Origin of the sequence: Thermogladius sp. KZ2Tp1 (assembly GCF_051131135.1) — an archaeon.
Lineage (GTDB): Archaea > Thermoproteota > Thermoprotei_A > Sulfolobales > Desulfurococcaceae > Thermogladius.
In genome coordinates this window covers 331,790-343,932 of sequence record NZ_CP151274.1, presented here as the reverse complement: position 1 = coordinate 343,932, position 12,143 = coordinate 331,790, and the positions used below count along the sequence as shown (strand labels likewise).

General features: G+C 56.8%; 13 protein-coding genes. 8 read left to right on the top strand and 5 right to left on the bottom strand.

What is annotated here, in order from left to right; genetic code table 11:
• Nucleotides 1-945, bottom strand: a complete 945-nt coding sequence (locus tag WLZ34_RS01820) for a DHHA1 domain-containing protein (protein WP_434731657.1) — start codon at nt 943-945, stop codon at nt 1-3.
• 181 nt (nt 946-1,126) lie between these two features.
• On the opposite strand from WLZ34_RS01820, the gene xerA reads away from it, so the two are divergent.
• A complete protein-coding gene (gene xerA / locus WLZ34_RS01815; RefSeq protein ID WP_434731656.1) occupies nt 1,127-2,137 on the top strand; it encodes a site-specific tyrosine recombinase/integron integrase in 1,011 nt (336 codons plus the stop codon).
• On the opposite strand, the gene WLZ34_RS01810 is transcribed toward xerA, so the two are convergent.
• Nucleotides 2,134-2,595 carry a hypothetical protein gene (locus WLZ34_RS01810; RefSeq protein ID WP_434731655.1) on the bottom strand — a complete coding sequence of 154 codons (462 nt, stop codon included), beginning with the start codon at nt 2,593-2,595 and terminating at the stop codon, nt 2,134-2,136. The genes xerA and WLZ34_RS01810 overlap by 4 nt on opposite strands.
• A gap of 66 nt (nt 2,596-2,661) precedes the next feature.
• On the opposite strand from WLZ34_RS01810, the gene WLZ34_RS01805 reads away from it, so the two are divergent.
• From WLZ34_RS01805 to WLZ34_RS01795, 3 genes are read left to right on the top strand one after another with little or no spacing between them, the layout of a single operon-like run.
• Nucleotides 2,662-4,245, top strand: coding sequence for a M28 family peptidase (locus WLZ34_RS01805; RefSeq protein ID WP_434731654.1), 1,584 nt, complete (start codon nt 2,662-2,664; stop codon nt 4,243-4,245).
• 27 nt (nt 4,246-4,272) lie between these two features.
• On the top strand, nt 4,273-5,733 hold the full coding sequence (gene proS, locus WLZ34_RS01800) for a proline--tRNA ligase (RefSeq protein ID WP_434731653.1): 1,461 nt from the start codon (nt 4,273-4,275) through the stop codon (nt 5,731-5,733).
• A gap of 56 nt (nt 5,734-5,789) precedes the next feature.
• Nucleotides 5,790-6,035, top strand: a complete 246-nt coding sequence (locus WLZ34_RS01795; RefSeq protein WP_434731652.1) for a hypothetical protein — start codon at nt 5,790-5,792, stop codon at nt 6,033-6,035.
• Here the strand turns inward: WLZ34_RS01795 and WLZ34_RS01790 are convergent.
• A complete protein-coding gene (locus tag WLZ34_RS01790) occupies nt 6,019-6,717 on the bottom strand; it encodes a diphthine--ammonia ligase (protein ID WP_434731651.1) in 699 nt (232 codons plus the stop codon). The two genes, WLZ34_RS01795 and WLZ34_RS01790, sit on opposite strands and share 17 nt — an antisense overlap.
• 68 nt (nt 6,718-6,785) lie before the next feature.
• Between WLZ34_RS01790 and WLZ34_RS01785 the strand changes: the two genes are divergently transcribed.
• Both WLZ34_RS01785 and WLZ34_RS01780 read left to right on the top strand, forming a co-directional pair.
• Nucleotides 6,786-7,493, top strand: coding sequence for an MBL fold metallo-hydrolase (locus WLZ34_RS01785; RefSeq protein WP_434731650.1), 708 nt, complete (start codon nt 6,786-6,788; stop codon nt 7,491-7,493).
• Nucleotides 7,483-8,085, top strand: a complete 603-nt coding sequence (locus tag WLZ34_RS01780; protein ID WP_434731649.1) for a class II aldolase/adducin family protein — start codon at nt 7,483-7,485, stop codon at nt 8,083-8,085. The genes WLZ34_RS01785 and WLZ34_RS01780 overlap by 11 nt, the downstream gene beginning before the upstream one ends.
• Here WLZ34_RS01780 and WLZ34_RS01775 read toward each other — a convergent pair whose 3' ends face one another.
• On the bottom strand, nt 8,086-8,640 hold the full coding sequence (locus WLZ34_RS01775; RefSeq protein WP_434731648.1) for an NUDIX hydrolase: 555 nt from the start codon (nt 8,638-8,640) through the stop codon (nt 8,086-8,088).
• Between the two features lie 95 nt (nt 8,641-8,735).
• Here WLZ34_RS01775 and WLZ34_RS01770 point away from each other — a divergent pair, with 95 nt between their 5' ends.
• Nucleotides 8,736-9,626: a TIM barrel protein gene (locus WLZ34_RS01770; RefSeq protein ID WP_434731994.1), complete on the top strand. Its 891-nt coding sequence runs from the start codon at nt 8,736-8,738 to the stop codon at nt 9,624-9,626.
• Nucleotides 9,553-10,125: a CDP-alcohol phosphatidyltransferase family protein gene (locus WLZ34_RS01765; RefSeq protein ID WP_434731647.1), complete on the top strand. Its 573-nt coding sequence runs from the start codon at nt 9,553-9,555 to the stop codon at nt 10,123-10,125. The genes WLZ34_RS01770 and WLZ34_RS01765 overlap by 74 nt, the downstream gene beginning before the upstream one ends.
• Here WLZ34_RS01765 and WLZ34_RS01760 read toward each other — a convergent pair.
• The gene (locus WLZ34_RS01760) at nt 10,122-12,134 is read right to left on the bottom strand and encodes an ATP-binding protein (protein ID WP_434731646.1); all 2,013 of its coding nucleotides are present in this window, start codon (nt 12,132-12,134) and stop codon (nt 10,122-10,124) included. The two genes, WLZ34_RS01765 and WLZ34_RS01760, sit on opposite strands and share 4 nt — an antisense overlap.
• Nucleotides 12,135-12,143: the final 9 nt, after the last annotated feature.

Here is a 12,143-nt window from a genome sequence, read left to right as displayed (position 1 = left end):
CTACCTCGCGAAGTCCCTGTACAACGAGTTGATTTTTTCCACGAAGGCGTCGAAGAGGCTAGCAGGAACCCTAGCTCCAGCCGCGAAGGGGTGTCCCCCTCCTTGAATATCAATGGTTTTACTGATCGCTCTCAACAACCTGTTTAGATCGACCCCGTCGCTCCTCAGGCTCATGACGAGTACGTGGCCGCGGGTCTCGTACGCCAGCCCGATTAGACCACCACCGTATATCTTTGCGTAGTTCGCAGCACGCCCCACGCTACCCGGCGGGTTCTCAACGATGGAGACCACGCCTCTAGTGTAAACAGACATCTTGACTTTTAGCCTAAGCTCCTCGTCCAGCCTGCTCTGCTTCACTGCTCTCTCGTAAAGCTCGCTTATCGAGCTCGGTAGCTGATTCTGGCTTAACGCTTGAAGTACCTGCCTTTTAAAGTCGTACTGCCTACCCGTGCCCTCGAGGCCCTGGATCAAGACCCCCGCCTCGTAGTAGACAAACCTCTTGTCCCACCTCGCCAAGTGCTCGCGAACCCACGGAGTCTCGTCTATGTAGTCGCCTATAGCCCCGTACAACCCTACTCTGGAGTAGTCCGGGTCGAGGTATTTCTCGACGTACCTATACGTCAGCTCGGATGCCGAGCAACAAGTGTCGTGAACAAACTCTATGTTGTTCACTCCTCTGAACTCCTCCGGCAGGGGGTGGTGGTCTATGTAGACTACTTTCCCCGCCTCACCCCGCTTCTCCAGTAGTTCGACCACCTGCCTGAACGTCTTCTCGTCCAGTGCTATATCGGCTATGTAGATGTGGTCCCCCTGGCTCGTGAACTCCGAGAGGTCTTTCACGAGACCAACCGGGTGCGTGAAGTAGACGGAGACCTCCCCCTTCTTCTCCAAGTAGGCCTTTAGGAGAGCGCCGCTACAGACTCCGTCGCTATCCCCGTGGACCAAGATCTTGATCAGCCTTCTTCACCCCGTGAAAAGCAAGACAGGGTGTCAGCCCCGCGCGGATACTTCACTACTCAGACCTGCCACGTTTCTTCATCCAAGTAGGGAACTATAGGGGGAGGCGTACCTATTAACCTAACCCGGCTTCTTAAAACCGGACCCCTTCGATTTCAGTAGGGGGAGAATGCCTGCCGGGATCGACGTAGGCAAGGCGTCAGACGACATACTGGGGCTCCCGAACGAGGGCATCGTTCAGGAGTTCCTAGCAGTACTCGAGGCGTCGGGCGCGAGCCAGGAGACGGTGAAGGCTTACAGGTCGGCCCTCGCAGACTTCCTGTCGTTCATTGGTAACAAGCCCCTGAGAGAGGTTACTCTAAGGGATATCGTGTCCTGGAGGAACGACAGGTTGAGGAACGGGTTCAAGGGGAGGAAGACGGAGGAGAAGGACTCTTGGTTGGCCACGCTTCACTACTACACGATCTACTTGAAGAAGTTCTTCAAGTGGCTGGGGCTCCAGGTAACGATCCCCTCGGTGAAGAAGCCTCCCAGGAGAGTGGAGGCCTTGAGCGACGAGGAGGTTAACAGGCTCCTGTCAGCGGCTAGCAAGGTGGAGGAGAAGGTCGTCCTGAAGACCCTGCTGGACACGGGTTTGAGAAGCAGAGAGCTGTTGTCGCTCAGGGTCTCGGACATCAACTTCGACGAGAGGGTGATCAGGGTCAGAGAGGCGAAGTACGGCAGGGAGAGGTACGTCACGGCCACTCAGGATACATTCGAGGCGATCAGGGCGTACGTCAAGTTGAAGAATCTAGGCCCAGGCGACAGGTTATTCGACTACACGTATTCGGGGCTTTACAAGATGCTCAAGAGGCTGGCGAGGAGAGCGGGGCTCGACGAGTCCAAGGTCAGGCCGCACGTTCTCAGGCACACCTTCGCGACGAGAGCTCTCAGGATGGGGCTAAGCCTCAACGCTCTCCAGAGAATACTGGGCCACAGCGACATCAAGACAACGCAGGTCTACCTGCACCTGACGATAGAAGACTTGAAAAACGAGTATGCTATGAAGATGGACTCCACCAGCAGAGGGGTGAAGAGGTGTGCGAATTGCGGGAGGCCCATACCCCTCGACGCCCTGTTTTGCCCGTACTGCGGGGCTAGGCAGAGCGCGCCCGGCGAGCCAGCGAGCACGGCGGTCTAGGCTAGCTCGTCCAGCAGTCTCGCGACAAGCAACTTGACGGTGCTCTGGTACTGGGGATTTCTACGGCGGTACTCGCTAACTAGCAGTTCGCCGTCGGCTACAGGGTACTCGTCGCTGTACCCCCCTAGCATCTCTACAAGTTCTTCGCTTAGCGCGACTACGGCGACGTCGTCGACGGGTATCCTCCACTTCTCTTCGCTATACTTGACCTCTAGGAGGGCTCTCAAGTACTCCTTGTCGTCCTGCAGCCCTCGTAGCTCGACGCGATAGTACGGGGTTATGAAGTGTACAACTGCGTAGCCTTGTAGAACTCCCTCCCTCTCTATCTTGACCGATACGACCTCGCTCTGGTCTACGAGAACAGTGTGAGGGCCTTCTTCGACCTCGTAGCCCCTGGCTCTCAGGTACTCGACAAACTTGTCTACGTCCTTGACAGGGATCCTGACTACCCCGAGCATCTTACGACCTCGACGGACTTAATTACGGTATACGGCGTCTTAACATTATAATGCTGCGGTGTCTGAATGGGGCTTCGCGTCCTTAGACGACCTTTTACAGAGGAGGTTGTAACAGGCTCTAACGCTGAGCAGGTAGTTGTGCGCGGTCTTAAGGAGTTGTTTGTCGAGGTGGCAGAATGGGTCAAGGTCTTCGATACGCCCGTCGTCTCGTGGGTAGAGGAGGGCTGCCGAGTTGAAGCCGGGGAGACCGTCGTGGAATGCCGTGTCATGCCGCCTACAACTGATTTCGAGGTAGAAGGCAGACTGGTAGTTGCTCAAACTCCCACGGATATTCCTGGGCCGGTGCCCGAGGGGTCAGTACTGCTCGCCGGCTACACGGGTAGCGCCCTGGGTCTGAACCGCGTGGTACAGGAGGCGGTCTCGAAGGGGTTTAGCGGCGTGATAATTTACGACCCGACCAGGGACTCTTTCAAGAGGGAAGTAGTGTCGGGCTCGGCTAGGATATCGCTGGAGGCAGGCTCGCCGCCCGCGGTTCCAGTCGTCTCAATTAAGGCAAGTGACGCGTGGGAGCTGGCCAAGCTCTCTGGTGCGAGGATAGGGCTGTCGGGTAGGGCTAGACTCGTGAGAGGCGCTGTAGGGAAAACAGTTGTGGCAGGCCTGAACGGTAGAGGGGAGCTGGAGGTCCACGTCAACGCGCACCACGATCACTGGCTGAGCGGGTACTACGACGACCTCGCCGGGCTGGAGACCCTCCTACAGGCTGCTCGCCTCCTGAGACAAACGAGCCGCGCAGTCAACGTGGTCCTCGTCAGCTTTACGGCGAAGGAGTTCGGCTCGCCGGGGCTAACGACGTGGTACTGGTCGTGGGGAAGTAGGTACTTCCTCGAGGCGCTGGCCTCTAGGGGGAGTGACGAGGAAATCATAGCCAGTATAACGGTGGACAACCTAAGCGGAGAGAGCGTGAGGGTCTCCTCCCACCCCTTACTCGACGGCTGTGCCGAAAAAGCGGCACTTGGAGTACAGGCTTACTTCGACGGTTCGCGATACCTCCCGTACCTCGACTCCTACAGCTACCTACTACACTCAATACCCTCCGTGGCAGTACACGACCAGCCACGCCACTTGTCAAAGGGGCACGTCGAGGAGGCTGTAGAAGAGCAGCGGTTGAGACACCTTATCGAGAAGCTTGCTGGGCTGACAACCAACATCGCTGTGTGCCTGTCGACTCAGGAGGCCAACCTCGGACAACGCCGTCCAGAAGACCTCTTCCCCCACGGGGACTCGGAGCTCAGGTACCTCGCCGGCAAGGTCGCGATGATGTTGGATAGCGCTGGCAGCCTCAAGGAGAAGGCCAAGATTCTGGGGGAGTTCCACGCAACCGTAGCCTACTACGAACCGTGGCTCGAGGTGAGCTACGGGCTTCTCGAGGACGTCGTCGCCGTTAAAAAGGTCATGGAGGAGGTCGAGAAGGGCGTGGGCGGCAGGTTTGCTGTCGAGGCCCTCGACAACGGGCTGTTAATAGAGCTCCTCGTGAACGACTTCAACAGGGGTGTCGCGACTTTGGCATTAGCCGAGGTCTACAGGAGGAGGGTGAGACGGTACCTGGAGAAGTCGAACAACATCGTTGCGAGGATGAAAAAGGTGGTCTGATCGCGCCCAATTTAAAAGTTATTTTAGGTGTCTCAACTCAATAAGGATAGAATCAAGGTGCCTACATTGTCGAAGATCGATAAATTCAGCAACTTCCCAGAGTGGTACCACAACATATTACGCGACGCAGACATAGTAGACATAAGGTACCCCGTCAAGGGCATGATAGTTTGGAGACCATACGGCCTTAAGGCGCTTAGGCTCGCCCAAGGCATCCTGATAAGGCTCCTCGAGGAGACAGGCCACCAGGAGGCGTATTTCCCAACCTTTATCCCCGAGTCCGTGTTCTCGAAGGAGAAGGACTTTCTCGAAGGCTTCGGTGGGGAGACCTTTGTAGTAGAGGGCACTATGAGCAAGAAGTTCAACGAGAGGTTGCTCGTCAGGCCCACCAGCGAGACGGTAATGTACTACATGTGGAACCTTTGGATCAAGGGCAGAAAAGACCTGCCCCTCAAAATGTACCAGGTGGTCAACGTTTTCAGGTACGAGACTAAGATGACCCACCCTATCCTGAGAGTACGAGAGATAATGGGCTTCATAGAGGCCCACACGGCGCACGCCACGATGCGAGAGGCCGAGGAGCAGATCAAGGAGGCGATATCAATTTACAAGCAGTTCTTCGACTCGCTCCTCCTCCCCTACTTCATAGTCAAGACACCGCCCTGGGACACCTTCGCTGGCGCTGAGTACAACTACGACTTTGTAACTGTAGCCCCCGACGGGAAGGGGCTTGAACTGGGGAGTGTCATAAACCTGGGTCAGAGGTTTGCCAAGGCTTTCGACTTGAAGTTCCTCGACAGCGATGGGCAGTACAAGTTCGTGTACCAGACGTGCTACGGGGTCAGCGAGAGAGTCCTAGGCGCCGTTATAGCGGTCCACGGCGACGAGAGGGGCCTCTTCTTCCCCCCTGCAATAGCGCCCATCCAGGTGGTCATAGTACCTATTTTCAGGGAGGGCGAGGAGGACGTTGTCGACTACGCAAGGAAAGTGCTCAAGATACTGAAGGAGAGCGGCGTGAGGGCCCATCTAGACCAGGATACAGAGCACTCGCCAGGCTGGAAGTACTACTACTGGGAGCTGAAGGGGGTCCCCACAAGAGTAGAGGTCGGGAGAAGAGAGACGTCATCTAACACTGTCACGATAGTCAGGCGCGACACACTAGAGAAGAAGACGGTACCTCTCGAGAAGCTCGTCGACACCCTCAAAGAGACGTGGCTACAGATCGAGGCCCATATGAAGAGCAGGGCACTCGACTACCTCAAGAGGCTGACTATTATCCCTCACAGGCAACCCCGAACGGAGAAGGGCCTCATAGTGGCGGCCTGGGACGGTACTAAGGAGTGTGCCGAGAGACTCGAGCAGGAGTACGGTAGGACTGTACTGGGGGAGATCGTCGAGTCGCCCATAGAGCTGCCGCCCTTGAGCGAGTTTGAGAGCTTGTGCGAGAAGCAGCCGGACAGGTACGCTCTCCTGGGTGTGACGTACTAGATCGAGACATTTATAAGGACTCTAAAATTTTCAATATCCTACGACAGGGTGGTTAGATGAGTGAGTACATAAAACAGTTCAAGATACAGCTAGCTAGTAAAGTTCGCGGCGTGACATTCCAGGACAGGGGTGCCAACGTCACGTCTGTCCTCATGGGAGGGAGCGTTAGGGTGGTCGTGAAAGACGAGGGCGACTACGTCGTAGTTACCATAGACAACAAGGACTTTAAGTACGACAAGTGGTACACTAAGCCCCAGCACTTAGCCGATACAATAGCGGTTTACCTCAGCTCCAAGAAGTGACACGCGGCGTCCAAGTGTTTTTAGCGGCAAGAGCGACTCTCTTTATTTCGAGGTACCCCTCGTACTCGCTCACAGACCTCACCACGCCGTCCACGTTCAGCCTGTACCTGAAGAGCGGCATGTCGACGACGAGGGTCTCCGCCTCACCACCCTCGAACGACGGGTTAAAGCCGTACTTCTTCGAGAGCCTGATTATCGAGTCCACGTCTTCCCTGGTGATCTCCTTTCCTATTAAGCTGTGTGGCAGCCCCATTGTCGAGACCCGGACTATTATGAACTTAACCCCCATGTCCAGAACCCTGTTCAAGTACTCCTCCTCGTCTACCCCCCACCAAGGGGCGTAGACCTCGAGCCCCACTCTACCGGCTACCTCCTCGAATACCCTCTTCTGGAACCTGCTAAACAGCCCTCCCGTAACGAGTGTTTCGACACCGTACCTCATCTTCACGCGGTCCAGCGCCTTCTCCAGCACTTCTCTCTCCTTGCTCTCGTTAGAAACGCCCACGGTCTCGAGAGGTACGCCAAGAGAGTAGCTCTGGAGGCTCAGTGCTTGGAAGTGCGGCCTGTGGTACAAGTAGGAGTAGTCGTACTGGGGGACCACCGAGACGAGCACGGCTATTCTGTACCCATTCATCGAAGCCCTTAGCAAGGCCGAGGATGAGTCCTTGCCGCCGGTAAACATGACAGCCGCACTGGTTATATCTCTTCACCCGCTTTATATGTGTATGTCTACTAGACAGGAGTTTAATCATGCGCGTTTACGTTCTAGTGGGTGGTGCTCCCAGGAAGGGCTTTGAACAGAAGAGGGGACTCTCAATCGGTGTGGAGTACAAGGGGCTGTACATAGTCTTCGACGCAGGCCCCGACGCTTACGTGATAGCCAACAACGCGGGCATGTCGGGCTTCCCGCTGGACTTGGTAGACCACGTGGTGGTATCCCACGCCCACTCGCCACACGTAGGCGGCTTGGAAGCCATAGGGTGGGAGGCCCCCTTCGCCAAAGTGTACCTGCCCTACGCCTCTATGGAGGCGCTCGGTAGGCAAGCCCAGAGATGGCAACTGAGCCCGGTAGAGGTCGTGAAGGAGACGAGGGTTGTCGACGGCGTTGTGGTCTCGAGGCCTTTCCACGGCCCTCCATGGGAGCACTTCATGCTGATCGAACTCGAGGGTGGTAGAGGGGAGTACGCTCTGTTCACGGGATGCCTCCACCCCGGTGTCAGGGAGGTGTTAGCGGACATTTCGACAAGGTACAGGGTCACAACGGTGATAGGAGGCTTTCACCTGGAGACGGCGCCGCCAGAGACCGTGAGGAGGTTTGCCGAGGACATAGCCTTGAGGCTCCGTGCCGAAAGAGTGTACCCCCTCCACTGTAGCGGAGGCTTGGTCGGGGAGTTACTGTCGGAGAGATTTAAGCTGGACGTGAGGTATCTGAGGACAGGTGACGTAGTTGACCTCTAGCGAAGAGGGCGAGTTGGGGAAACTAGTGCTCGCTATGCGTGAGCTCTTCCAGTTAGGGCTCATAAACCCTAGAGGAGGGAACGGTAGCGTTCTCCTAGACGAGAGACACATAGCCATCACACCGTCGGGAGTGGCGAAGCAGTGGCTCAAGGTTGAAGACCTCGTTATCTACGACATGGAAACAGGCGAGTTTCGAGGGAGGTTCAAGCCCTCGATCGAGGTCAACGCTCACGTTTTGACGTACAAGAAGGTCAAGGAGGCGAGGGCAGTGCTCCACGCCCACCCCCCATTAGTTCTTGCTCTAACAGACCGCTTCACGAAGTCCAAGTCGCGGAGGCGGTGGTGGGAGACGGGTCTAGTTGAAGTGGAGTATAGCGTTGGTAGGGCGGAGATCGCTGAGCCGTTCCAGCCCGGGAGCGTGGAGTTGGCAGAGGAAGTCTCGAGCAAGCTTGCCTCCGGGGCGCGGATCGTCATCGTCCCTAAGCACGGTGTCTTTGCGTTGGGGCGGACGGTCGAGGAGGCAATGGACGCCGTAGTGGCCTTGGAGCTCGTAGCCAAGTATGTTCTTGCGCGGCTCGTCTCAGTAAAGTAGCTACCTAAGCCCTAGCAGCCCGCGCCTGTAGCCCGCCAGCAGGACCCCTATCACCGTCTTAGCGTCCCTTATCTCGCCTCTCAAGACCCTCACGAGCACTTCCCTGAAGGGCACTCTGACCACCTCGATCAGCTCGTGTGGCTCGGGCTTCGCCCCCTTGAACTCCAATTCCTCCGCCTCGAAGACGTGCATTACCTCAGTGCTATAACCGGGCACAGGGTACACCGTCGCTAGCCTTGTCAACCTACGCGGGTAGAACCCCGTCTCCTCGACCAGCTCCCTCCTAGCAGCCTCCTCGGGGCTTTCACCCTTGTCTAGGACGCCTGCTGGAACCTCGACAATGTACTCGCCCAGGGGCGCGCGGAACTGCCTTATAACGATGACCTCTTCGTCGTTGACGAATGGGACTACTACGGAGCTCTCGGGGAAGACCACCACGTCTCTGGCGAACCTCCGCGACCCGTACGCGTAGTGCCTACGAACCACGTCAAACCTCAAGCCCCTGAACAACACCTGCTCCTCTAGAACCTTGGGAACCTCCCCCGTACACCACACCCCTCGACACCATTTAAACCATCTTTAACGCAAATAAAAGAGTCAGGGGTCGAGTTTTGAGATTCAGGTTCGGACCTGCCGGCAAGCCCTTTTCGATGAAGTCTACCGACATTCTAAAGGCCCCGGCTTTCCTTAGAGACCTGGGCTTGAACGCCATGGAGTACGAGGCTGTCAGGGGAGTGAACATCACGGAGGGGAAGGCAAGGGCGTTCGGCGAGGAGGCGGCGAAAAACAACATTCTACTGAGCCTTCACGCCCCCTATTTCATAAACCTGTCGAGCAAGAACACCAAGACCGTAGAGGCGAGTATCGAGCGGCTGAAGCAGAGCGTTCTGGCGTCTTACTGGATGGGGGCGTACGTTGTGGTATTCCACCCCGGCTACTACAAGGACATGCCGAGTCGCGAGGAGGCCCTGAGGGCCGTCGTAGAGAGTTTGAAGGCCGTCGCCGAGTTCAGGGACTCGATCGGGGCGAAGAACGTGTGGCTGGGCCCCGAGACCACCGGCAAGACGTCGCAAGTTGGCGACTTGGACGAGACCATAGAGATATCCAGCAGGGTTCCCGGTACGAGGCCTGTGGTGGACTGGGCCCACCTCTACGCCAGGTACGAGGGGAAGTTCATAGTATCAAAAGACGACGTCGTCGGGGTGGTGGACAAGATCGAGAGGAACCTGGGGAGCTGGGCCCTCAAACCCCTCCACATGCACTTCTCTAAGATCGAGTACGGGCGCGGCGGGGAGAGGGAACACCACATGCTCAACGAGAAAGAGTACGGCCCCGACTTCGAGATGGTGTGCAGCGCTCTAGCCGAGGTCGGCGTAGAGGGTGTTTTTATAAGCGAGAGCCCCGTTCTTGAACATGACGCCATCATAATGAAGAACATCTGCGACAAGGTCTGCGGTGAAGCATGTGTTGGGGAAGCTGAGAAAGAGGTTGGGGGCGAAGGTAGAGGAGCTAGGAGGAAAACTAGGAAGACTGGGAGTTAGACCCGTTCACTTGACGTTGGCAGGCCTGGTTTTCTCGACTCTCGCCTTCCTGCTGTCCTTCAAGGGGGACATACCTACCTTTACCGCCCTCCTTGTGCTGTCAGGGCTTATGGACATGTTGGACGGCCCTGTGGCTAGGGCGACTGGCAGTGCTACACCGCTAGGGGCCTTCCTGGACTCGTTCATAGACAGAGTCTCCGACGTGTTCTTGATCGTCTCTTTCGTAAACTTCGGAGCAGACTGGGGCATGGTCACCGCCCTGGTGGTGGCATCCCTCCTAATTAGCTACACTAGGGCGAGAGCTGAGAGCCTGGGGGTCCCGCTCGAAGGAGTAGGGTTGATAGAGAGAGGCGAGAGAGTGGTCGCGCTGTTCGTGTCCGCAGTCTTACTGGCTTTAAACCGGGTAGCCGGTTACATGGTGCTGTCCCTGCTGCTGGCGTTATCGGTTGAGACGGTCGTCCACAGGGTTGTCCACGTGGTTTATCGGATGAAACGCTAGACCTTGGACAAGTCGTAGTGCCCCGCGATAGTGAGCGGCGTCCTGAACGACACGTAGCCTAGCCTGAGCACGTGGCTCTTGAGCACCCCCACTCTGTCACCACAGCGAGTCACAAAGTCCTTATACTCGGGCGGTAGGTCGAGCGAGGAGACGTGGGTTTTGTCCATTCGCAGCACTATCTTCGTGTTCGCCAGTTGGAGGATTATGTCGTGGACGTCATCTGGGCTGTGAGTGCTGAAGACGAGCCCGAGCCCTCTGCTACGTCCCAGCCTCGCGATCCTGTCTATCATGCCGCTCACGTGCTCTATAAACTCCTCGGTCCCCCCTCCCTTAGAGGGGAAGAACCTGTGCGCCTCGTCGACGAATATCACGACTGGCTGCGTCCTCACCCGCTCTCTGCTCTTCGCCAGCTTCCATTCGAAGACCCTATTGAGGATTCTGTAGGCGACTATGCCTATCACTTTTTCGGGGTCTGCCGGCGAGTACTCCTGGAGGAAGTCGAGGTCGACTACTATTGGGAAGCCAGAGAATACAGACTTGTGCTTCTCGAGGATGTCGGAGATCGGTGGCTCCACGAGGTACTCCTCTCCACCCCCCACGCCTATGTCGAAGACACCCGTGTCGATTAGTGAGCCCAGCTGTCTCAAGATGTTTTCCAAGGTGCTCTTGTGGACTGCGAGGTCTTCTACGACTTCCACCAGCCCTCTCCACCTACCAGTTGGCGCGCCACCCTTGTGCTCCATGTAGTACCTTGCGACACGGAGTAGGTCGTAGAGCTCGTTGAGGGTCTTAATAGGGCTGCCCAGGTCTTCCAGCCTCTTCATCAGCCTGGACAGGGTGTCCTTGGCCTGTCTAGTGAAGTAGGGGTTTAAGACAATGAACTCTCTAGGCGAGAAGTCGCTGAACCTGAAGCTGTAAGGGACTATGTAGAGGGTGAAGGACTCCTCCTCTGGGTACTTGACTGTTACGGCGATCTTCACGAACCTCAACGGGCTACGGCCCGGCTCCTCGTGTACGACGAGCTCTTTTATGCTCCAAGCCCAGTTAAACCTCTCGAAGAGGGGTCCATAGGTGTCCGAGACGTATGCCTCGCTTACGTCCTTCAGCGCCTTAGCCCAGGTCTGCGAGCCTCCAGCGTACTGCTCAACGACCAGGCTTGTGATGGGGAGGACTATAACAAGCCCTTCAGGCCTCCTGGCCTTCTTCGAGAAGTGCTCGACTAGCTCTCTCTCGCTGTGGGGCACGTCCTCGGGGAAGACCGGCCTCAGCGGTAGAGAGACGTAGTCCTTGTTAGGGTCTAGGACTATAATAGTCGCGTCGTGTGAGGTAGTTATGTCGTACTTGCTGTATATCGACGTGACTACGTTCTTCAGCAGGGTGGTCTTCCCGCTTCCCGTAGTACCTAGGACTAGTACGTGTTGGTAGAACGTGTTCACCGGGAGGAAGAGGGGTACTTGTGCGTCGAATATGGGCCTGTCCCCCGTGGTGACGAAACCTACGAACACGCCGGTCGTGGGCATCCCCAGCATGAACTGCGCGGTGGACGCCTCGCGGGGCCTGATAACGGGGCTCTGGGGCTCTACCACGTAGTTCGCTATGCTCACGGTCGAGGTCTCGGGGTCGTAGGACAGGAGAGGCTTGGCCTTAACGCGAGTCCTAGTCAGCAGGCCTGTGACCTCAGGGCTGAGTGCGGGTGTGTAGACCTCGGGGATCGACAACTCGGCTAGGATGTCTCTCCTCTCAACAGATATCACGCGCAGGCTGATCACATGGCCCGTCTTCAAATCCACGACGGCAAGGAAGCTACCGGCGGAGGCCACGTCGACAAACTTATCGAAGTAGATGACCGGGTCTACGTCGAATACTACGAGCCCCCCCTCCTCGTCTATTAAGGAGGGGCTAGTCCGCGAGACAAAACCTATTACCTCCCCGAGCCTATTCGCCGTCTCGATAGCCTTACTAGCCCTCGAGCTCAGCTCCCTGATGATCCTTTCACTCATGTAGGGCATCCATCGATA